This window comes from Maribacter spongiicola (assembly GCF_004364165.1).
Lineage (GTDB): Bacteria > Bacteroidota > Bacteroidia > Flavobacteriales > Flavobacteriaceae > Maribacter > Maribacter spongiicola.
The window spans coordinates 1,048,213-1,071,546 of sequence record NZ_SOAY01000011.1 but is presented as its reverse complement, the minus strand read 5'-3'; the positions used below and the strand labels follow the sequence as shown (position 1 = coordinate 1,071,546).

Genomic DNA, 23,334 nt, shown 5'->3' with positions numbered 1-23,334 from the left:
GTTATTTTTTGTCGGCAAATCTCTTCAAAATTGCACGTACATTTTTAGGGTTATCAACAAAATACCTTGCTTGTGTTTTCTGGCGACCTACTTTTACGGTAATAGAATCTTCAGGAAGCTCTTGAAACATAAATTCATCGGTCCAATCATCACCAATGGCAAAAACAAAATCATACTCATGTTCAGTATATACACGCATAGAGGCTCTACCCTTATTAACGTTGCTACTCTTAATTTCCATCACCTTGTTGCCATTTAAAACACTTAGGTCGTCATTGGCAATAAGACTAGTCAATACTGTATTCAATTCAACAGAACGCTTTTGACCAAAGTCTGGATCTGTTTTTCTATAATGCCATGCAAGGGAGTAATTTTTCTCTTCTATAAAACTACCAGGTGTTCGGTCAACAAAAGATTCTAACACCGGTAAAATTTTCTCCATCCAGTCTTTTTTCACCGTTTCTAGCATCCTAAAATCTTCACCACCTTGAGAGATCCAAACACCATGCTCAACGATCATGTTATATTTTTTAGGTAAGAACCATTTGGTGAATGTTTCTTTATCCCTACCACTGATCAAATACATATCTGTATTTGGTTGCGATGAAATTTCATCAAGAAGCTTGTATAATTCCTCGTCTGGCGCAGCTTTTTGCGGATCATTGTGAAAACCTGCCAATGTACCGTCATAATCTAAAAACACCAATCTTCGCTTAGCAATTGCATATTTATGCATAACCGTGTTCATGATGTCCACAGAGAGTTTTCTAGATCGGTAGGTTTGATCTTTCTCTTTTTGACCCACTAATGAATTCATGAAGTCGTTCGCCCATTTTTCTACGTTATAACGTTCCAGTCGTTTTTGTAATAAAGTGTTTTTAGAAATCTGCTCTTCTTTAGGCATATTGATAGCCTCGTTCAAAGCATCTGCAATTTGTTCAAAATTGTTTGGGTTAATCAATAGCGATTCATTCATTTCATTGGCAGAACCTGCCATTTCGCTCAATATTAAAACTCCTGTTTTATCGGTTCTGGTAGCTATGTATTCTTTAGCGACCAAATTCATACCATCTCTAATAGGTGTCAACCAAGCAATATCAGAAGAGGTATACAGATCAATTAAGTTTTCAAAAGGCATTGATCTATAGAAATACCAAATCGGTGTCCAACTTACCGTTGAAAGCTCTCCGTTAATTCTACCGACCAATTCATCTATCTCTCGTTTTAGTAATTGATACTGCGGTACATTGGAACGAGAGGGAACGGCTAGAATAATTAGCCGAACTTTCTCTTTATATTGCGGATATTTATTTAAGAAATATTCAAACGCCTTTAATCGCTTCGCAATACCTTTTGTATAATCTAAGCGGTCGATAGACAGAAAGAATTTAGCGTCAGGTGCTGATTTCTTATGAGTATCCAAACGTTTTTGTAGTTCGGACTTCTCATTTTCGCTACGTTGAGAATGTTCTTTGGCAGCTTCGCTGAATTTTTTATAATCGATTCCCATTGGGAAGGAATCAACATTAATTACCCTATCATCTAAGTAGATATCATTGAAACTCACCTCTAGACCTAGTAACCTGCGTACAGAGCTTAAAAAGTGACGTTCATAGTCATACGTATGAAAACCGATTAAATCTGACCCTAGTAAGCCCTGTAGCACCTCTTTACGCCAGGGCAGCGTTCTAAATATTTCGTAAGAAGGAAAAGGTATGTGTAAAAAGAACCCGATAGAAATATCTGGTCTTTGGGCACGAACCATTTGAGGTACCAACATCAGTTGATAGTCATGAATCCAGATTGTATCATCATTATCTGCTTTTTCGAGAATAGCATCGGCGAATTTTTGATTAACAGCTTTGTAAACCTCCCAACTTTCTAGCTCAAATTCAGAATACTCTAAAAAGTAATGGAATAATGGCCATATGGTTCTGTTACTAAATCCGTAATAAAAACCATCTACTTCTTTTTCGGTAAGGTTAACTTTAGAAGAACCATGTTTAGCTAGTGCGCTATCGATTTCAGGAATCAATTCTTCAGGTATTTCTTCATCTGTAAGTCCGCTCCAACCGATCCAAAGGCTATCTCCACCAGAGTGCACTGATTTCATTCCGGTAGCCAAACCGCCAACACTTGGCACTGCAGTAATGCCCCCATTGCTAATTTGTAATTGTACAGGTAGTCTATTTGAGATAATGATAGTTTTAGCCATAAAAGAGATTTTTTTACTACTTCTTGATAATTATTTCTCTAAATTTCGGGAAAAAGGAGGGCAATACCAATTGAAACCTCATATGAATCAACATTTTTATTGAATGGATAATTTAGACTACGGAATAATAGGAAATTGCAGAAGTGCAGCATTAATCTCAAAGACAGGAAGTATCGACTGGTGTTGTTTGCCAGAATTCGATAGTCCGTCAGTTTTCGCTAAACTATTAGACGAAGAAATTGGCGGTAGTTTTGAAATACATGTGGATGATAGCTACACAATCACCCAAAAATATCAACAGTATACTAATATATTAATCACTTCTTTTAAATCTGGTAATGACCATTTTGAGATACATGATTTTATGCCAAGGTACCGTAAAGAGGGGAATGCATATCATTCTCCACCAGAATTGATACGCTATTTCAAATATATTTCAGGAAAACCAAGTTTTTCGGTGCTCTATGATCCAAAGCTAGAGTATGCGATGGGCACGACAGAAACTTTTATTAAAAAAGATTTTATCGCCAGTCTTACGCATGATGTTAAATTCGATACCGTATTCTTATACACCTCACTTGATAAAGAATCTATAGTTAACAATGTAAAAGTTACGCTCACCCATGATGAGTATATGTTGATGGGTTACAATGAAAAGTTGTTGTTGCCTACTACAGAAAGGGCTTATCTAGATTTACAGAATACAAAAGTGTATTGGTTAAATTGGTCAAATTTGACACCTACCTATAAGAAATTCAACGAAGAAATTTCTAGAAGTGCATTAACATTGAAGCTATTAAGTTATGATAAAACAGGTGCAGTTTTAGCTGCAGCGACCACATCTTTACCTGAGACAATAGGCGAGGTACGTAATTGGGATTACCGTTTTTGTTGGATCCGCGATGCGTCGATGGTAATTAAAGTAGTATCTGAATTAGGACATAAAAATGTTGCAAGACGCTATCTACAATTCATTATAGATTTGATACCCGACAAGGCAGAAAAGCTTCAGATTATGTATGGTATCAACAAAGAGAAAAAACTTACAGAAGAAACACTCGAACATTTATCAGGTTATAAGGGCTCTAAACCGGTACGTATCGGCAATGCAGCATACCATCAAAAACAAAATGATATTTATGGTATTCTGATGGATGTGATATACGAGCAAATGGTAAAATTCAGTGTCGACATCGATAATGGTGAAGACTTATGGGCGATAACCAAAGGAATCGTTTGGATAGTAGGTAACAATTGGAAGGATGCCGATAAAGGTATTTGGGAGTTCAGAACAGAAGACAGACATTTTACATTTTCAAAAGTATTATGCTGGACAGCCTTAGATCGTGCTATAAAAGTGGCGGAAATGCTTGGTAAAAAGCATAAAATTGAGAAGTGGGAGCCAATTAGAGAAGAAATATGGAAAGATATATATGACAATGCTTGGAACGAAGAAGTAGGCGCATACACGCAGTCTTACGGATCTAAAGAATTAGATGCATCAGTATTGTTAATGGAATCTTACGGATGTGTGGACGCAAAAGATGAACGATATATAAGTACAGTACATGCCATAGGGAAGGAGTTGAATAATGACGGATTACTTTATCGTTATAAAAATGAAGATGACTTTGGTTTGCCATCATCATCATTTACAGTATGTACATTCTGGTATATAAATAGCTTATTTAAAATAGGAGAACGCAAAAAAGCGTTGGAGTATTTTGAGCGATTGTTGAGTTATAGTAATCATTTAGGTCTCTTTAGTGAAGATATTGATTTTAAGACGAAAAGATTATTAGGAAACTTCCCACAAGCCTACTCACATTTAGCGTTAATTGAGTGTGCAATCAACTTCTCTAAAAAGGAAAGTGAAGATCAAATGCTTGAATCTTTAAGAGAATAATTAGCGAATAGCAACAGACTTAATTTTTTGTATTAAGGCTTTAAAATGAAGCGCTGTGGTAAACGGATTCATAACCGTAATACGCATATAATGCGTACCTTTTAATTTCGTTTGTACAATATAAAATTCGCCATCTTCTAAAAGAGATTGGCGAATTTTTACATTAAGAGCATTTATATGTTCTTTATCCATATCAGTAGGGCAATACCTAAAACAAACAATATTGGACATTGGCTGTAGCGCAAGTTCAAAATTGGGCTCTTCTTGAATAAGCTGAGCAAAGTGAGCACCCAAATCATATAGTTCGGTAACATTGGCATCAAAAACTTCTTCTCCGTATAATTTTAGTAGCGTGAACCAATGAATAGCCATCATATTTTTGGTGCATTCAAACGTGCGTTTACCAGAGTTATACCAATCTTCATGCTCAGATTCTGTAAGTAGGTAATCTGCTTTCTGGCTAAAAGTGGCGTTAGCATTTTTAACATCTTTATAGAGTAGGGCAGTGGTTAGTGCTGGCATTAACATCATCTTATGTCCGTCGATAACAACAGAATCTGCCAATTCAATGCCTTTTAGGGTGTGCTTGTATTTTTTGGAGAAAATTCCCGCTCCGCCATGTGCGCCATCAACATGAAACCAAATGTTTTGTTTTTTAGCAAACTCACCAATCACTTCTAAATTGTCAAAAATGCCGGTAGCAGTAGAAGGAGCGCTACCAACAATAGCGAATATTTCAATTCCCTTTTCTTGTGCTTCTTTAAATTTTGACACCATTAACTCAGTATCCATTCTAAAATCTTTGGTTACAGGAACTTTATTAATTCCTTGATCACCCAATCCCATAATTCTTGCGGCACGATCAACACAATAATGCGCTTCTTCGCTTACCATAATTCCTAATTGGTTTTGGTTGCCCTCGTTCCAAATATCCCTTTTAGTAATTGCTTTTCGTGCACTTAATAACGCAGTTAAATTTGCTAAAGTTCCGCCTGAAGTTAAGAATCCCCCAGACGTGTCATCGAAACCAGTTTTCTTACAAAGCAATTCTATAATAATGCGTTCAATAGCATTAGAAGACATGCCCATCTCGTATACCGCAGTGCCATTATTTAATAAGGAACTAATTAGACCAGTGAGTGCAGTAATTGGAGCTGGCGGACTCACTTGATGTCCCATATACCTAGGGTGGTGTACGTAAGTGGTACGTTTTATTATTTCTGGAAAAAGGTCTGTTTCAATACCATCAGTTAAAAAATTCTTCCAGAATTCTAGTTCCTTTTCAGGTTCGTTCCAGTTGATTGTATTAAGAGAAGAAGCATTTAGTTTATCTTCTAAGTGAGAAGTCAATTGGTCGATAAGAATATGACCATTCGAATTAAATTCGGAAGTATTATAAACCTGTTCAAGTAATTTTTTATGCATGGTTTAAAAGTAGTCGCAATATCAATATTTACCAAACAAAAAAACCGCCCCAATTGGGACGGTTTAGTATTCAAGTTACCAAACAACAAAAGGTAATCTGAATTAGTCAAACGTATAACCGTTATCTGCGGCAACCTTATCGGCAATTTGTGTGCGTAAGGCAACTACATTAGGGTAGTTTGTATATTTCGTGAAACGTTTAAGTCCCATTAACATCATTCTTTGCTCATCACCTTCAGCAAAAGAAACGATAGCTTCTTTTCCTTTATTTATGATGGTTTCAGTAGCGCTGAACAAGTATAATCTAGACATGGCTATTTGAGTAGCTTGTGCTTCTTCGCCAAATCGTTTTGCATTTTTCTCTGTACGTAATAAAGCAGATTCAGCCATATATACTTCAATAAGAATATCAGATGCAGCCAACATTAATTGTTGGTGATTTTCTAATTCCGCTCCGTATTTCTGTACTGCAGATCCAGCAACCATTAAGAAAACTTTTTTAAGTCTCTTCAAAATATCTTTTTCTTCAGCGAATAGTTCAGAAAAATCTGGAGCATCGAAAGAAGGAATTCCCATTAACTCTTCACCAACAGCAGTAGCAGGGCCTAAAAGATCAACATGACCTTTCATTGCTTTTTTCACAAGCATACCTACAGCTAACATTCTGTTGATTTCGTTTGTACCTTCATAGATACGGGCAATTCTTGAATCTCTCCAAGCAGATTCCATTGGTGTATCGGCACTAAAGCCCATACCTCCAAAAATCTGAATACCTTCATCTGTGGTTTTTTGACAATCTTCAGAAACAGCTACTTTAAGAATAGAACATTCGATAGCATATTCTTCAACACCTTTAAGTTCAGCCTCTTGGTGTGTATTACCTTCCGCTTCGCGCATTGCAATACGATCCTCTATATTTTTAGCAGCACGGTAACTGGCAGATTCATCAACATAAACGCTAGTTGCCATTTCGGCGATTTTAGACTTAATAGCGCCAAAGTTCATAATCGGAGTTTTGAACTGAATACGTTCGTTAGCATATTTAGTAGCTTCACCGATAACTCTTCTTTGTGCATCTAAACAAGCAGCCGCTAATTTTATACGACCTACGTTCAATGCATTCATTGCAATTTTGAAACCGTTACCTCTTGTAGATAACATATTCTCAGCAGAAACTTTAGTTTCATTAAAGAATACCTGACGCGTAGAAGAGGAGTGAATACCTAATTTCTTTTCTTCATCACCTAAGGTAATACCGTTACTTGGGTCATTTTCTACAATGAATCCAGTAATATTTTTATCATCTTCAATACGAGCAAATACGATAAACATATTACAGAAACCTGCGTTTGAAATCCACATTTTCTGACCTGTAATACTGTATGATTTTCCGTCATCAGAAAGAACAGCTTTAGTTTTTCCTGAGTTTGCATCAGAACCAGCACCTGGCTCCGTAAGGCAATAAGCGCCAAACCATTCTCCAGAAGCTAATCTTGGTACATATTTTTGTTTTTGCTCTTCAGATCCATAAAGTGTAATTGGCATAGTTCCAATTCCTGTATGCGCTCCAAAAGCAGTACTGAAAGAACCAGTTGCTCCAGAAATGTAATCACAAACCAACATAGTTGAGACAAAACCCATACCCATACCACCGTATGATTCTGGTACAGCCACACTTAATAGTCCTAATTCACCAGCTTTACGCATGGTTTCTTCTGTAAAAGCGTAATCTTTATTCTCAAAACGCTCCCAATGTGCCCAAAGTTCTCTGTCAACAAATTCTTTGGTGCTCTCACGCATCATGCGTTGCTCTTCATTCAAATCTTCTAATGTGAAAACATCTTCACAATTGGTTTCTTTTACGAGGAACTGTCCTCCTCTAAGAATATCTTTTTTTGCTGTATCTGTACTCATGTTGTTAATAGTATTTAGAAGTTAGAATTGAGAAAATAGAAAATAGATTTATGAAAGGCTATTTTGAAAGCCCATGGTCATTTTCTGAAATTCTTCAATTTTATCTTCAAGTAATTTTAATTTATAATCAGTTATATAATTTCTATTATTCGCAATTAATAATTGTGTCCCTAATTCAAAAGAAGAACCTAAAGTAATACTTAGAAAATGACTAAAAGATTTATCTGTTCTTGCCGACCCTTCTGCAATATTACTTGGGATTGAAATTGAACACCTACTCATTTGAGAGCTTAAATCAAATCTTTCATGTTTGGGAAAACTTAATAGTACATCTGAAATGTCGTTAGCTATTTCTAAACCTAGCTTCCAAATTTTCAAGTTTCTATAGTTATGCCTCAAAGCCATTAAGTATTAATCTTTAATCTCTTTTCTATTCTCTAGCTTCTTATTATTTAATTTAAAAATTCAAATATTCCGGCAGCACCTTGACCTGTACCTACGCACATGGTAACCATACCGTATTTACCTTGCATATCTCTTTTACGCATTTCGTCAAATAATTGCACAGATAATTTTGCTCCTGTACATCCTAGTGGGTGACCAAGTGCAATTGCACCACCATTTACGTTAACGATATCTTGATTTATTTTCAATTCGCGCATTACTGCTAAAGATTGTGAAGCGAAGGCTTCGTTCAATTCTATTAAATCAATGTCGTTAAGCTTTAAACCTGCTTGTTTTAATGCCTTCGGAATAGCGGCAATAGGTCCTATACCCATTATTCTAGGTGGTACACCAGCAGCAGCATAATTTACTAGACGAGCAATTGGTTCAAGATTTAATTCTTTTACCATTTCTTCGCTCATGATTAAAACGAATGCCGCACCATCACTCATTTGAGATGAGTTACCAGCGGTTACACTTCCGCCTGCTGCAAAAACTGGGCGAAGTTTATTTAATACCTCTACAGAAGTACCTTTTCTGGGTCCTTCATCTTTGGTTACTGTATATTTACGATGTGCTTTTTTTCCGTTAGCATCCAAATATGTTTCTTCAACTTCAATAGGTGCTATCTGGCTTTGAAAACGGTCTTCTGCTTGTGCTTTTAACGCTTTCATATGAGAGTTGTAAGCAAACATATCTTGGTCTTCACGAGATACTTTGTACTCATTTGCTACAGCTTCAGCAGTATTACCCATTCCCCAGTAATAATCCTCATGACCAGAATTTGCTAAATCATAGTTCAATTCTGGTTTATTACCTGTCATTGGAACAGAGCTCATACTTTCTGCACCACCAGCAATAATACAATCGGCCATACCTGCTTGAATTTTAGCTGCGGCAACACCAATAGTTTCTAGACCTGATGCACAGAATCTATTTACCGTTACACCTGGTACATCAACAATATCTAATCCCATTAATGAAATTAGTCTTGCCATGTTCAAACCTTGAGAACCCTCTGGCATTGCGTTACCTACGATAACATCATCAATACGTTTTTTATCGAATTGCGGCAATTCCTTCATCATATACTCGATGGTTTCGGCAGCCAATTCATCAGTTCGCTTAAAACGGAAAACACCCTTCGGAGCTTTTCCAACAGCAGTTCTATATCCTTTTACTATATATGCAGTTTTCATTTTTTATGCTTTTGGCTATTAGCTTTTAGCTATTAGCATTTAATTAATGTTTTATAATAGACCGATAGCTAATTGCTACAGGCTAACAGCTACGTAATTTTAGTTACGTAATGGCTTACCCGTTTTCAACATATGCTGAATACGTTCTAGAGTTTTTCTCTCTGTACATAGAGATAAGAAAGCTTCACGCTCTATATCTAATAGATATTGCTCAGATACTAATGTAGGCTCTGATAAATCACCACCTGCCATTACATAAGCAAGCTTGTTTGCAATTTTCTTATCGTGTTCGCTAATATAGTGGCTTGCTTCCATAGCATCTGTACCTACAACGAACATACCTAAGGCTTGTTTGCCTAGTACTTTAATATCATTGCGAGCTGCTGGCTGCGTGTATCCAGATTCTGCCATTAAAATTGCATGTGCTTTTGCAGTTGCTATTTGACGGTCTTTATTAACAACTACAACGTCTTTACCTTTTTGCAGCAATCCTAAATCAAAAGCTTCGTAGGCTGAAGTAGATACTTTTGCCATACCAATAGTCAAGAAATATTCTTGCAATACGTTTAATTCAACATCACCTTTCTTAAAAGTGTCTTGTGCACGTAATGCCATTTCTTTAGAGCCACCTCCACCAGGAAGGACACCAACTCCAAATTCTACAAGTCCCATATAGGTTTCAGCTGCTGCAACAACCTTATCTGCATGTAGTGAAATTTCACATCCACCACCTAATGCCATACCATGTGGAGCAGAAATTGTTGGAATAGCAGAGTAACGCATGCGCATCATCGTATCTTGGAACATTTTAATTGCCATGTTCAGCTCGTCATATTCCTGCTCGACTGCCATCATGAAAATCATACCAATATTTGCACCTACAGAGAAATTCGGAGCTTGGTTACCTACAACCAAACCTTGGAAATCTTTTTCGGCCATGTCTATTGCTTTATTCAAGCCAGCTAAAACATCACCACCAATGGTATTCATTTTAGACTGGAATTCTACATTTAAAATTCCATCACCTAAATCTTCAACTACAACACCGGCATTTTTAAATACCTCTTTAGATTTTCTAATGTTATCTAATATGATAAATGAATCTTGTCCAGGAATTTTTTCCATGGATTTTTTCGGAATATCATAAAAATAGGTACTTCCTTCTTTTACCGAGTAAAAAGAGTCTTTACCGTTAGATTTCATTTCTTGAACCCAAGCTGCAGCTTCTAAACCTTCAGCTTTAATAAATTCAAGACCTTTATCTAAACCAACGGCATCCCAAATTTGAAATGGACCATGTTCCCAGCCAAAACCAGCTTTCATGGCATCATCGATCTTATAAAGCTCATCTGTTATTTCAGGTATTCTATGAGAAACGTAAGCGAACAACTGTCCGAAACTCTTACGGTAGAATTCACCTGCTTTATCTTTTCCACCACAAAGTACTGCAAAGCGATCAACTACCTTATCAACCGTTTTTGTTAGTTCTAACGTGGCAAATTTTGCACTCTTTTTAGAACGATAATCCATCGTATCTAAATCAAGCGTTAGTATTTCGGTATTACCTTTTGCATCTTTCGATTTCTTATAGAAACCTTGTCCTGTTTTACTACCCAACCATTTGTTCTCCATCATAGTATTGATGAAACCAGGTAGTTTAAATAAATCGTGACGCTCATCATCTTTACAGTTATCATAAATACCATTGGCAACGTGTACCAAAGTATCTAAACCAACAACATCAACAGTTCTAAATGTAGCAGATTTTGGTCTACCGATTACAGGACCGGTAAGCTTATCAACCTCTTCAACGGTCATATCCATTTCCTTTACCATATGGAAAAGACTTTGAATACTAAAAATTCCAATTCTATTACCAATAAAGGCAGGAGTATCTTTAGCAACTACAGAAGTTTTACCTAAAAACTTTTCTCCGTATCCATTTAAAAAGCTTAATACATCAGCATCTGTTTTAGGACCAGGGATAATTTCAAAAAGTTTTAAATAACGTGCTGGGTTAAAAAAGTGGGTACCACAAAAATGCTTTTGAAAGTCATCACTTCTACCTTCAGACATAAATTTGATAGGAATACCAGAAGTGTTAGAGGTAATTAAAGTACCCGGAGTACGGTACTTTTCAATATTTTCAAAAACTTGTTTTTTAATATCTAATCGTTCAACTACAACTTCAATAATCCAATCAACTTTAGATATTTTTGAAATATCATCTTCCATATTACCGGTAGTAATACGGTTTGCGAAATTTTGATGATAGATAGGTGATGGCTTAGATTTCAGCGCTGCCGTTAAAGAATCATTTACCATTCTATTGCGAACTACCTTGTCTTGCAAGGTTAAACCTTTTGCTTTCTCTTTGTCATTCAGTTCTCTAGGAACAATATCTAACAATAAAACCTCTACGCCAATATTTGCAAAATGACAGGCTATACCGCTACCCATTATTCCTGAGCCAATTACCGCTATTTTTTTAATGTGCTTGTTCATGTAATTTATGCTGTATTAATTTGATAAGTTGTATTAAAATAATTTTTTGTCTGCAATGAGTTTATTGATGGCATCTGTAACTTCAAAAAAACTTTCTAATTTTTCATCTGTAACTTCATTTTTTACTGCCTCATTAAATCTAAGAACTGTACTTTTAGAATCGTTTCTTTTCTCTAGTCCGAAATCAGTTAAATAAATAAGAACGCCTCTGCCGTCGCTGGGGTTGGGTTTTCTTAAAATAAGACCTTTTTGTTCCATACTTTTTAAGATTCTAGAAAGACTAGTAGCTTCCATTCCCATTTTTGGACCTAATGAAGTAGAAGGTGTACCCGTTTTTGGATCAATACTTAATAATGTAAAACCAACAGCCATAGTAGAATCAAAATTCTTTGCTTCTTCATTATACATTCTAGCTACTGCTTGCCATGTAGCTCTCAACGCATAATCTATCGTTGCTTCTTTCATACTCTATTTGTTGGTTTCCAAATATAAGAAAATTTATTATGCATGCATAATAAATTAGTAAAATAATAATGTTCAAATCTTACAGTAATAGTATGTTATGTGGTCAGTGGTATACTAATACTATTTTATTCACTCCGCTATGGATAGACTAAAAATAGCTACAAGTATTGTATTTGTACAAATTGTAGTAACAATATATAGTTGAAATCTATGACAACTAATAATGGAATTTGAGAAAACAATATATTAGTAAAAACCTAATAGATAAAACAACAATACCACATTTCAACAAACCATTTTAGGAATTTCAAGTTGAAATGTGGTATATATTATGAATTTCAATTTTATGAATTGAAATTTTAAAAACTTCAAAGCATTACTTAATGCTCATAAATATCATTGTAAAGGTCAATGTATTTTTCCTTAATTATTTTTCGTTTCATTTTCATGGTAGGGGTAAGGTGTCCGTCTTCGATACTCCAAACTTCAGGGGTCAATCTAAATTGTTTAATTTTTTCCCATTTGGCAAAGCTTTCATTTGCTAGAGCAACTTCTTCATCAATTCTAGCAATAACTTTTTCGTTTTTTGCAATATCGGTATTATCACCTACAGCAATATTCTTTCTTTTGGCCCATTCTTTAATATGTTCAAAATTTGGCTGTATTAATGCGGCCGGCATTTTTTCACTTTCACCGATTACCATAATTTGTTCAATGAATGGTGATTGTTTAAATCGATTTTCTAAAAGTTGAGGAGCGACGTATTTACCACCAGAGGTTTTAAACATTTCCTTTTTACGATCTGTGATTTTTAAGAATCCGTCGCTATCCAATTCCCCAATATCTCCGGTTAAAAAATAACCGTCAACAATGACTTCTTTTGTTTTCTCCTCATCCTTATAGTAACCTAACATTACTTGTGGCCCCTTAATACATATTTCACCATCTGCGGCAATCTTAACTTCAGTACGATCAATAGGTTTACCAACACTACCAATTCTGAATCCGCCTTCGCGCATATCATTTACAGAAATTACAGGTGAAGTTTCAGATAGTCCGTACCCTTCCATGAGACCGAATTCCGCAGCATTAAAAATTCTAGATAATCTAGGTTGTAAAGCTGCGCTACCAGAAGCAATCAAACCTAGGTTACCGCCCAAGCCTTCTTTCCACTTGCTGAAAATTAATTTTCTGGCAATAGAAAGCTGTGTTTCGTACCACCATCCGTTTTGACCGTATGGTTCATATTTAAGACCCAAGTCTACCGCCCAAAAGAATAGTTTCTTTTTAATGCCGGTAAGCTCCGTACCTTTTGCATATATTTTGTCATATACTTTTTCTAAAAGTCTAGGTACCGCTGTCATTACATGCGGACTAGTTTCTTTCAGGTTATCACTAATTTTTTCTAAAGATTCAGCATAGTAAATAGAAACACCTCTAAATTGATACAAGTAAATTAACATTCGCTCATATACATGACATAGGGGTAAAAAGCTTAATGCCTTGGTTTTTCCGTCTTCTATCGGAAAACGTTTAGAACTTTCAATAGCATTGCTTACCAAATTATTATGCGATAGCATAACACCTTTAGGTCTACCTGTTGTACCTGAAGTATAGATTAATGTTGCTAAATCGTTTGGTGTAACGGCATTCATTAATTTCTGAACTTCGTCTTGGTTTGAAGTATCTGTACCTAATTCTAAAACTTTGCTCCAATTATCACAATTAGAAACCTCTTCAAAAGAGTAGACATTTTCTAAGCTTTTTACCTGATCTTTAATTGAAAGTACTTTGTTGTATACTTCATCACAAGAAACAAAACAGAATTTTGCTTCAGAGTGATTGAGCACATAGGCGTAATCTTCTTCAGATATAGTAGGGTATATTGGTACATTTTGTGCACCCAATTGAAGAATACCGATGTCCATAATATTCCACTCCGTTCTATTGGTAAGTGATATTACGGCAATCTTGTCATTAGGTTTAACACCTAGACGTAAAAGCCCACGGCTAATAGCATTTGCTTTGTCTATATATTCTTGAGTAGAGGTTTTTATCCACTCTCCATTTATTTTTGACACCAACGCCTCTTTTAAAGCATGTTTTTCAAGTTGGTAATAAGGGAAGTCAAAAAGACGGGTAACTTTCTGCATATGTAATTTCTAATAAGAATTGCAAAATAGTGAAAGAACTCCATATTTTAAAATTGTATTGTTAAATAAACTAGCATCTCGTTACAATATTCTTAATTCTAGACTATTACAATGTAATGCATCGAATTTCGCCATTCATCTACAATAAATTGTATTTGAGCGTGTTATGTATACATCTCAAATATTTGTAGGAAAATTCTTTAAATATTTCCATTAGATTTGAGTATTAAGAATATTCCCAAATCGTAGAAGACATGGAAAAAAAATACTTTAAAAACATATTTTTGAACTCACTTGCTATCATTATTATAGCACTTATTAGTTCTAATATGAACGCACAGGCAGAACCTTTCAACTGCGATTTTAATGCTTATTTGTTTCAATATAATGATATATATGCATTAGATCTTGCATCAGGTAGTTCTTATTTGGTAGCTGAGGATATTACTTCAGGAAATGTAAACGGTGTAGGTTACAACCCAACAGACGGTTATTTATGGGGGTATTTATCGACCCCATCTAGTACCATAGTAAGAATTGGAAAAAACTATACTGTAAATCAATATACCATAGCAGAATTACCAACGGGGAATAAGTATGTTGGTGATATTTCTCCTGACGGTATTTATTATTTTAAAGCAGGAGGTTCCTCTTATTTTAAAGTAGATATTAATCCAGATTCACCAACATATCTTCAATACTTAGGCGCTTTCCAATTAAGTCAAAGTTTAGGAATTGCCGATTGGGCTTTCAATGCGGCGGATGGTATGTTGTACACAGTAGAAGGAGGCTCTCGGAAACTATACAAAATTGATCCCGAAACAGGTAAAGTTTACAACCTAGGTGAAGTACCTATTATAGAAGGGTTGAGCTATACTTTTGGTGCAGTCTACTTTGATGTTGATGGTAACTTCTACATTTCTGCCAATCAAACAGGTTCAGTCTATAAAATTGAGGAAGTCCAAAATATTACGGACGGAAATATGAATTCAAATATTTTTGCATTCGGTCCGGCTGCATCTAGTAATGATGGTGCACGTTGCCCCACAGCACCGGTGCCGCAAGAAGATTGTATGAATGGTATAGATGACGATGGTGACGGATTGGTAGATTGCGATGACCCATCATGTTCTGGTGTCGCTGCTTGTCCGGTAATTGTAACCACTTCTAGTGCTAACAAAGGCGGATTAGAAAGTAACGATAGGCTAGCGAACTTAATTAGTAAAAGAAACTTTAATAGGGCAAAAACCAATTATGTATTTGATAAGTTAAATGCGAAGAAGTTAGTAAAAAATGCTTTCTACGGACTAACCTCTAAAACAGCGATTGATGAAATACCTTTAAATAGCTTAGTGCCATTGGGTGTAGTAGGCGAGACAAGTACAATAGAATCATCACCTAGCGATTTATTAGACTTAACGAATGCATCAGATATCTATTCGGTAGATTACTTAAACGGTTCTGAAAATTTAGGATCTTTAATGGTCATTAAAACAGATGACAAGGTTTATGAGCACAGCAAGTTTATCTGCGACCGTTTTCTTGGAGCACAATTATTATCGGTTTCAAATATTCAGTTACGAGAAAAAGATTTTATCAAGTCCATTATTAAACAACCAGACGGTAGTCTTGAATTTGCTTTAACTTTCTCAGCGAGGGTAAATGCTGATGGTAATTTTACGATAGAATCTCATTGGAATATTGATGCTTATGCCAGCGATAATGGGTATTATAATTTTCAGATTTGGTCAAATTCGGTAGATGATTTATTATTGCTAGCCGATGAAATTTTAAATTTATTAGAAGTTAATGCAGCTATCACACAATATAACGGATCAACGCCGCCGCCAGTTTTCGTAAAGTCTGCCAGCTATAAGAACGGAGAAGTTTTATTGAATTTAGTGAACAATAACAATTCTCAAAGTATTAATCTAGAAGGCGGATTAAAATTGACCGAAACTAGTGATACTGAAGTATTAGGAGTAACTGCAGATATTGACGGGTACTTAGATTCCGTAGCCTTAAAAACAGGGACCTTGTTCGATTTAGGTTTTAGAATAAGTGCTGGTTTAGGTATGACACCAGATGATCTTTTTGTTGCCGATGCGCCATGGGGCTTAGATGATTCTGCTGAAGAAACAACTGTAGCTACTTATGAAGTATTACCGGCAGTTGGACCATATGTTGGAGAAGGATATCCTATAGAAAGAAATATAAAATTAGAAGGTAGTACTAGTAACTATTTAGGCGTGTACCGCGCTATGAGTCCGAGGTTTGCGGCTGTCGATTTAAGTGAATATGGCAAAGTAAGTTTTGAGGCAAAAGGGACAGGGAATTTAGATGTGCAGTTGATAAAAGGTGATGGTTCAATTTATAAAACTAGTATTAGTTTGGAAAGTGAAATGGATGAATACACCTTATTAGCAACCGATTTTAAAAATGACTCAGATGCAGGTACTGATTTCTCTGATATAAAAGTCCTTTCTTTTAATCTAGTTGCTGAAAATGGGTATGCGGAAGAGAAGTCGATGGAGTTACAGCATATAGATTTTCATAATCGTGAACTAGGTCAAGAGTTTGTCGATTCAGATTTAAACAAGTCGATTGTATATCCGAACCCAATGATAGAAAGCTCTAGTTTATTCTTTTACGAAGAAAAGGCAGATACCTATCAACTAGATATTTATTCATTGAGCGGTAAATTACTTGGTAGCCATCATATGGAAGGTGAAAGTAACGCAGGTCAGAATGAAATAACAATAAAAAGAAAAGACCTATCCCCGGGGTTATACTTATACAAATTACAAAACTCTAGTGAAAAAACTTGGAGCGGTAGATTGTTGGTTAAATAATACGTTTTGGTTGTAAAAAAGCTGTGTACCCCAGACATGGGAGTGCACAGCTTTTGCTTTTTTATGAAATTGATATATTTATTTCTGATTATCTACCCACTTTTTAGCATTTTGGAATGCTTCTAACCATGGTGAAACTTCATCAGTTCTATCCGATGGATAATGTGCCCAGTTCCATGGAAAAATGGAACGTTCAATATGTGGCATAGTTACTAAGTGACGACCAGTTTTATCGCAAAGCATAGCGGTGTTGAAATCACTACCATTCGGATTTGCCGGATAACCTTCGTAACCGTATTTGGCAACAATATCATAATTCTCTTCAGATTGTGGTAAATCGAATTTACCTTCACCATGAGAAATCCAAACGCCAAGTTTACTACCCTCTAAAGAAGAAAGCATTACAGAATTGTTTTTCTGAATTTCTACGGATGTAAAATTACTCTCGTGCTTATGAGAATCGTTGTATGTCATTTTACCGTGAGATTCATGCTCCGGATTAATTAAATCTAACTCCATAAACAACTGACAACCATTACAAATACCTACGGATAATGTATCTGGTCTCGCAAAGAAGTTTTTGATAACCGTATTTGCTTTTTCGTTGTATTTAATAGCGCCTGCCCATCCTTTTGCACTCCCTAGCACATCAGAGTTAGAGAAACCACCAACTGCGCCCAAGAATTGAATATCTTCAAGATTCTCACGACCAGAAATTAAATCGGTCATGTGAACGTCTTTTACATCAAATCCGGCTAAATACATAGCATTTGCCATTTCACGCTCAGAATTACTTCCTTTTTCACGTAAAATTGCTGCTTTTGGTCTCATTTCGGCTCCACTTAAACTTCGACTTGGAAGTTGTAGCGGTGTTATAGAAGGGAAGTTATATACTAAAGGCTGAACCTTATAATTATCAAATCTATCTTTCGCCAAACCATTTGCAGTTTGCTGATTGTCTAGTAAATATGATGTTTTGAACCAAGTATCACGAAGGGTTTCAATGTTGAGTCCCATTTCCATCCCATTGTTTTTAACGGTAAGAGTAGCTTCGTTAGCAACGGTTCCTATTTTCTTGGCATCTATATTTTTAGACTTTAATATAGCTTCAATACTATCATCTTCTGCTTGAAAAACAATACCAGCGTTTTCAGAGAACAATACTTTAATAGTATCAGCTTCACCTAAATCTGTTATGTCAAGATTAGCGCCTAAATTAGTGTCTGCAAAACATAATTCTAAAAGGGTGGTAATTAATCCGCCAGAAGCAACGTCATGTCCGGCAACGATTTTATCCTCTTTAATTAAAGATTGAATCGTATTAAAAACAGTTTTGAAGTATGTAGAATCCGTAATTGTAGGTGTTTCGTTACCAATACTATTTCTAGTTTGCGCAAAAGAAGAGCCACCTAATTTATAATTGTCTTTAGATAGGTTGATGTAATAAATTGAACCACCATCTTTCTGTAAAACAGGTTCAACAACCTTAGTTATATCGACACAGTTACCAGCAGCTGAAATTACTACGGTACCAGGAGAGATAACATCACCATCTTTATATTTTTGTTTCATGGAAAGAGAATCCTTTCCTGTAGGCACGTTAATACCTAAATCGATAGCAAATTCAGAAACTGCTTGTACGGCTTTATATAGACGAGCATCTTCACCTTCATTTTTACAAGGCCACATCCAGTTAGCGGAAAGAGACACAGAGGCCAATCCGTCTTTTAGCGGAGCCCAAACTAAGTTGGTCAATGATTCTGCAATACTATTTTTACTGCCGGCAGCAGGATCGATCAAAGCGGAAATTGGGGAGTGCCCAATACTAGTGGCAATACCTTCTTTTCCTTTAAAATCCAATGCCATTACGCCGCAATTGTTTAGAGGAATCTGTAACGGCCCAACACATTGTTGTTTTGCCACACGGCCACCAACACAACGGTCCACTTTATTTGTAAGCCAATCTTTACTCGCAACAGTTTCCAATTGAAGCACAGCATCTAAGTAATCATGAAAGAATTCTAAAGAATAATCTGCATTCTTATAATCGCGAATAACCGTTTTATCTATCATTACCGTTTTAGGAGAACTGCCGAACATGTCAGACAAAGCTAGATCCATTGGTTTGGCACCATTGGTTTTAGATTCAAAAGTAAAACGGTCATCACCAGTAACATCACCAACTTCGTACATCGGCGAACGCTCACGGTCAGCAATGCGCTTAAGGTGATCAATATCTTTTTTACCAATTACAAGACCCATACGTTCTTGAGATTCGTTACCAATAATTTCTTTGGCAGATAGGGTAGGGTCACCAACAGGTAATTTGTCTAAATCTATTTTACCGCCAGTTTCTTCCACTAATTCAGATAAACAATTTAAGTGTCCGCCAGCACCATGATCGTGAATAGAAACAATGGTGTTTACATCGCTCTCAACCATACCACGAATAGCATTCGCAGCTCTTTTCTGCATTTCAGGATTAGAACGTTGTACGGCGTTTAGTTCGATAGCAGAGCTAAATTCACCCGTATCTGCACTAGAAACCGCAGCGCCACCCATACCAATTCGGTAATTGTCTCCGCCTAATATTACTATTTTATTACCTGTTTCAGGTTTGTCTTTTATAGCTTGCTCAATTTTTCCGTACCCAATACCACCAGCTTGCATGATCACTTTGTCATAACCCAGCCTACGATGACTGGACTCAGCTGAAGTTTTATTTTCTTCGGAAGATTCAAACGGAGTAGAAGCTTCATCATATTCAAACGTAAGAACAGAACCTGTAATTAAGGGCTGTCCGAATTTGTTTCCAAAATCAGAAGCACCATTAGAAGCTTTAATAAGAATATCCATAGGAGTTTGGTATAACCAATCTCTCTCTTTCATTCCCTTTTCCCAAGACCTCTCTTTTTCTAGACGAGAGTAGGCAGTCATGTAAACTGCAGTACCGGCAAGAGGTAAAGAACCTTTGCCACCAGCTAAACGATCTCTTATTTCTCCACCAGCACCAGTTGCAGCACCATTAAAAGGCTCTACAGTTGTAGGGAAGTTATGTGTTTCTGATTTTATTGAAATTACGGAGTCAAATTCTTTCTCTTGGTAAAAGTCTGGCTTGTCTGCTGTTTTAGGAGCAAACTGCATTACTCTAGGCCCTTTTACAAAGGCAACATTGTCTTTATAAGCAGATACTATTTCATTAGGGAACTCTTGTGAAGTTTTCTTAATCAATTTAAATAGCGAAGAAGGCATTTCTTCACCGTCAATAACGAAAGTGCCATTGAATATTTTATGTCTACAATGCTCAGAATTTACTTGGCTGAATCCGAATACTTCAGAATCGGTAAGCTTTCTGCCTAGTTTTTCGCTGAGGTCCTCTAAATAATTAACTTCTTCATCATTAAGTGCTAAGCCTTCTTGTTTATTGAAAGCTGCAATATCTGCAATATTCAATATAGGTTTTGGTGCTACATGAATATCGAAAACCTCTTGATTTAGAGTGCTATATTTCTGAGAAATCATAGGATCGAATCCTGTGAATTTTTCTTCTACAGCGTTAAATTCTTCAATCCGAATAATTCCGGAAACACCCATATTCTGAGTAATTTCTGTGGCATTGGTACTCCACGGAGTAATCATCGCGGCTCTTGGACCAACAAAAAAGGCGTCTAGAGACGCCGCATTTATTTTAGGTTGGTTGCCGAACAACCATATAAGTTTACTTGTATCTTCAGATGAAAGTTCCTTAGCGGTCTGTACCGCAAAAACCTTTTTGCTAGGTTCCCCAAAAAAGTGAATCATTGTAGTGTGTCTGGTATTGATTTTTAAAGTACAAAATTAAGGCTTTACTGGTAACTATTTACGAGAAATTGAAACACTTTTAAACAGTAATTGTTAATGAAATTAGTGAGAATTTGTTTTACCTTTATCAATCACAATTATTGATGATATAAAGTTTTACTTTATAGTATGAAAATTAGATTTTTACTATAATTTAAATATTAGTATGTTTGTTAGACTTAAAATAATTGATGAGAGAAACGACAAATTGTAGTTGTTAAAAAAATTAGAAACCATGGCGAAGCAAAATAATGATGCTCAGGCACTTGATTATAGTATGAATATGATAGATAATAAATGGAAGCCTATAATTTTGTATCATGTAAATAAAGGAACCAATCGTTTTAATAAGCTGTTTGTTGAAATTGAAGGTATAAACCGCCAGATGTTAAGTAAGCAATTAAAGTCTTTAGAACGTACGGGTATTCTTGATCGTACCTTGTATGGTGAAATTCCGCCACGTGTAGAATATACGTTGACATCGCTAGGTAAATCATTGCTTCCGGTTGTGAAGGCGATGACCACCTGGGGTCAAAAACAAATGGAAGAAAAAGTGGTGGTGCCAGTTGCACCAGAAGCTCCAAAAAATCAACAGTTACCACTATTTTAAAAATCCTTTACATAAATTTAGTTGGCTTATAAATATGGATTTTAATGCCATTTAAAATCCTATTACCATAAAATAGATTGCTCTGGTTTTGAATTAGATAAAAATTGGTTTGTTGCGTACGCATAACAATCAATTTATGTAACTTCTAGCAACTAATTCAAATAACCACCATGAAACAAAGAACTACACTATGTGCATTCGCATGTTGTTTACTCGCCTTTAGTGGCGTGTACGCACAAAAGAAAAGATCAAACAAAGAAATTGAAAAACTAAAAACCGAGGTTGCCGCTATTGTCGAGGAGAATAAAAAACAATCTCAGGTAATGGTAGATAAGATTTTTAGTTTTTCAGAATTGGGTTTTCAAGAAGTAGAATCATCAAAATATCTAACAGGAATATTAGCTGAAAACGGATTCGAAATCGAAAACTCCATTTCAGGAATTCCCACAGCATGGTTTGCAACTTGGAGCAATGGAGAAGGACCTACAATTGCTTTGGGTAGTGATGTAGATTGCATTCCTAAAGCATCCCAATATCCGGGTGTGGCATATCACAAGCCAATAGTAGAAGGAGCTCCGGGGCATGGCGAAGGACATAATTCTGGTATTCCGATGAATATTTCATCCGCCTTAGCGGTTAAAAAAATTATGGAGCGTGAGAATATTGGAGGTACACTTCTAGTATGGCCGGGTATAGCCGAAGAGCTTGTGGCAGCAAAAGCATGGTATGTACGAGATGGTCGTTTTGACGATATTGATATGTGCATTTTTACCCATGTGGGTAATAATCTTGGAGTCTCGTACGGGCCAACAAGAGGTACGGGTTTGATATCGGTAGAATATTCTTTTGACGGAGAAGCAGCACATTCCGCCGGTTCACCGTGGAGAGGTAAAAGTGCTTTAGATGCTGCTGAATTAATGAATATTGCTTGGAATTATAAGAGAGAACATTTACACCCTTTAAAACGTTCTCATTCCATCTTTACAGATGCTGGTGATCAGCCTAATGTAGTACCTTCTAAAGCGGCTATCTGGTTTTATTTTAGAGATATAAAGTATGAGGGAATCATGGAAATGTACGCCATGGCAAACGATATGGCCAAGGGTGCGGCATTAATGACAGGTACAACCATGACCTCTAAAGTTTTGGGTACAGCATGGCCAAGACATTATAATAAGGTAATTGCAGAAACGATGTATGCTAATATAAAAGAGGTTGGATTGCCAGAATGGTCAGATGCTGATCAGCAGTTGGCAAAAGCGGTACAAACAGAAGTTAATTCAGAGAAAATTGAAGGTTTGCCTGTAAAATTAGATGAATTAGGTCTCCCGGTTCTAGAGCCTATTAGTGGTGGTTCTGATGATATTGGTGACGTATCTTGGAAAGTGCCAACAGTAACGTTAAGGTACCCAAGTAACATACCTGGTCTACAAGGCCATCATTGGAGTAATGCGATAGCAATGGCAACGCCAATAGCCCATAAAGGCGTGGTAGCAGGAGCAAAGGTAGAAGCTATGACTATTATAGATTTTTTATTGAAGCCAGATTTAATGAAAGGCGCGTGGGACTATTTTAATAATGAGCAGCAAAAAGAAACCAAATACCAACCTATGATTTCTGAAAGTGATATGCCGCCAATTTATTTAAATAAAGACAAGCAAGATCAGTTTAGACCAGAATTAGAAAAGTTTTATTACGATGAAACCAAATACGATACATATTTAGAGCAATTAGGTATTGAATACCCAACATTGAAAGATTAGGTTTTTGAATACTATTCATAAAAAAAAGCCATTTAGTTTAATT

General features: G+C 36.1%; 13 protein-coding genes. 4 read left to right on the top strand and 9 right to left on the bottom strand.

Features of this window, described 5'->3' with window-relative positions; all coding sequences use genetic code 11:
• Position 1: 1 nt before the first annotated feature.
• Positions 2 to 2,215, bottom strand: coding sequence for a bifunctional alpha,alpha-trehalose-phosphate synthase (UDP-forming)/trehalose-phosphatase (locus tag CLV90_RS13105; RefSeq protein WP_133687913.1), 2,214 nt, complete (start codon positions 2,213 to 2,215; stop codon positions 2 to 4).
• A gap of 103 nt (positions 2,216 to 2,318) precedes the next feature.
• Here CLV90_RS13105 and CLV90_RS13100 point away from each other — a divergent pair, with 103 nt between their 5' ends.
• Entirely contained in the window at positions 2,319 to 4,121 is a 1,803-nt protein-coding gene (locus tag CLV90_RS13100; protein WP_133687912.1) for a glycoside hydrolase family 15 protein, read from the top strand.
• Here the strand turns inward: CLV90_RS13100 and CLV90_RS13095 are convergent, their stop codons facing one another.
• The 7 genes from CLV90_RS13095 to CLV90_RS13065 all read right to left on the bottom strand — a co-directional run bounded on the left by CLV90_RS13095 (position 4,122) and on the right by CLV90_RS13065 (position 14,226).
• Positions 4,122 to 5,546, bottom strand: a complete 1,425-nt coding sequence (locus CLV90_RS13095) for a pyridoxal phosphate-dependent decarboxylase family protein (RefSeq protein ID WP_133687911.1) — start codon at positions 5,544 to 5,546, stop codon at positions 4,122 to 4,124. It lies immediately after the preceding gene.
• Positions 5,547 to 5,648: 102 nt separating this feature from the next.
• Positions 5,649 to 7,460 (bottom strand): acyl-CoA dehydrogenase family protein, encoded by a 1,812-nt coding sequence (locus CLV90_RS13090; RefSeq protein ID WP_133687910.1) that lies wholly within the window; start codon positions 7,458 to 7,460, stop codon positions 5,649 to 5,651.
• A 48-nt stretch (positions 7,461 to 7,508) separates the two neighbouring features.
• Entirely contained in the window at positions 7,509 to 7,865 is a 357-nt protein-coding gene (locus tag CLV90_RS13085; protein WP_133687909.1) for a four helix bundle protein, read from the bottom strand.
• 47 nt (positions 7,866 to 7,912) lie between these two features.
• On the bottom strand, positions 7,913 to 9,103 hold the full coding sequence (locus tag CLV90_RS13080) for an acetyl-CoA C-acyltransferase (protein WP_133687908.1): 1,191 nt from the start codon (positions 9,101 to 9,103) through the stop codon (positions 7,913 to 7,915).
• A 99-nt stretch (positions 9,104 to 9,202) separates the two neighbouring features.
• On the bottom strand, positions 9,203 to 11,608 hold the full coding sequence (locus CLV90_RS13075) for a 3-hydroxyacyl-CoA dehydrogenase/enoyl-CoA hydratase family protein (protein WP_133687907.1): 2,406 nt from the start codon (positions 11,606 to 11,608) through the stop codon (positions 9,203 to 9,205).
• Positions 11,609 to 11,641: 33 nt separating this feature from the next.
• Complete coding sequence (locus tag CLV90_RS13070) at positions 11,642 to 12,073, bottom strand: MarR family winged helix-turn-helix transcriptional regulator (RefSeq protein WP_133687906.1); 432 nt, start codon at positions 12,071 to 12,073, stop codon at positions 11,642 to 11,644.
• A gap of 380 nt (positions 12,074 to 12,453) precedes the next feature.
• On the bottom strand, positions 12,454 to 14,226 hold the full coding sequence (locus CLV90_RS13065) for an AMP-dependent synthetase/ligase (RefSeq protein WP_133687905.1): 1,773 nt from the start codon (positions 14,224 to 14,226) through the stop codon (positions 12,454 to 12,456).
• A 254-nt stretch (positions 14,227 to 14,480) separates the two neighbouring features.
• Between CLV90_RS13065 and CLV90_RS13060 the strand changes: the two genes are divergently transcribed.
• The gene (locus tag CLV90_RS13060; protein ID WP_133687904.1) at positions 14,481 to 17,078 is read left to right on the top strand and encodes a DUF6923 family protein; all 2,598 of its coding nucleotides are present in this window, start codon (positions 14,481 to 14,483) and stop codon (positions 17,076 to 17,078) included.
• A 78-nt stretch (positions 17,079 to 17,156) separates the two neighbouring features.
• Here the strand turns inward: CLV90_RS13060 and purL are convergent, their stop codons facing one another.
• Positions 17,157 to 20,879: a phosphoribosylformylglycinamidine synthase gene (gene purL, locus CLV90_RS13055; RefSeq protein ID WP_133687903.1), complete on the bottom strand. Its 3,723-nt coding sequence runs from the start codon at positions 20,877 to 20,879 to the stop codon at positions 17,157 to 17,159.
• A 274-nt stretch (positions 20,880 to 21,153) separates the two neighbouring features.
• Here purL and CLV90_RS13050 point away from each other — a divergent pair, with 274 nt between their 5' ends.
• Both CLV90_RS13050 and CLV90_RS13045 read left to right on the top strand, forming a co-directional pair.
• Entirely contained in the window at positions 21,154 to 21,528 is a 375-nt protein-coding gene (locus CLV90_RS13050) for a winged helix-turn-helix transcriptional regulator (protein WP_133687902.1), read from the top strand.
• A 170-nt stretch (positions 21,529 to 21,698) separates the two neighbouring features.
• Positions 21,699 to 23,291 (top strand): amidohydrolase, encoded by a 1,593-nt coding sequence (locus CLV90_RS13045; protein ID WP_133687901.1) that lies wholly within the window; start codon positions 21,699 to 21,701, stop codon positions 23,289 to 23,291.
• Positions 23,292 to 23,334 lie beyond the last annotated feature (43 nt).

Bases quoted from the DNA above. Each gene is read 5' to 3' on its own strand.
- CLV90_RS13105 (WP_133687913.1), bottom strand. From the start codon at position 2,215: ATGGCTAAAACTATCATTATCTCAAATAGACTACCTGTACAATTACAA.
- CLV90_RS13100 (WP_133687912.1), top strand. From the start codon at position 2,319: ATGGATAATTTAGACTACGGAATAATAGGAAATTGCAGAAGTGCAGCA.
- CLV90_RS13095 (WP_133687911.1), bottom strand. From the start codon at position 5,546: ATGCATAAAAAATTACTTGAACAGGTTTATAATACTTCCGAATTTAAT.
- CLV90_RS13090 (WP_133687910.1), bottom strand. From the start codon at position 7,460: ATGAGTACAGATACAGCAAAAAAAGATATTCTTAGAGGAGGACAGTTC.
- CLV90_RS13085 (WP_133687909.1), bottom strand. From the start codon at position 7,865: ATGGCTTTGAGGCATAACTATAGAAACTTGAAAATTTGGAAGCTAGGT.
- CLV90_RS13080 (WP_133687908.1), bottom strand. From the start codon at position 9,103: ATGAAAACTGCATATATAGTAAAAGGATATAGAACTGCTGTTGGAAAA.
- CLV90_RS13075 (WP_133687907.1), bottom strand. From the start codon at position 11,608: ATGAACAAGCACATTAAAAAAATAGCGGTAATTGGCTCAGGAATAATG.
- CLV90_RS13070 (WP_133687906.1), bottom strand. From the start codon at position 12,073: ATGAAAGAAGCAACGATAGATTATGCGTTGAGAGCTACATGGCAAGCA.
- CLV90_RS13065 (WP_133687905.1), bottom strand. From the start codon at position 14,226: ATGCAGAAAGTTACCCGTCTTTTTGACTTCCCTTATTACCAACTTGAA.
- CLV90_RS13060 (WP_133687904.1), top strand. From the start codon at position 14,481: ATGGAAAAAAAATACTTTAAAAACATATTTTTGAACTCACTTGCTATC.
- purL (WP_133687903.1), bottom strand. From the start codon at position 20,879: ATGATTCACTTTTTTGGGGAACCTAGCAAAAAGGTTTTTGCGGTACAG.
- CLV90_RS13050 (WP_133687902.1), top strand. From the start codon at position 21,154: ATGGCGAAGCAAAATAATGATGCTCAGGCACTTGATTATAGTATGAAT.
- CLV90_RS13045 (WP_133687901.1), top strand. From the start codon at position 21,699: ATGAAACAAAGAACTACACTATGTGCATTCGCATGTTGTTTACTCGCC.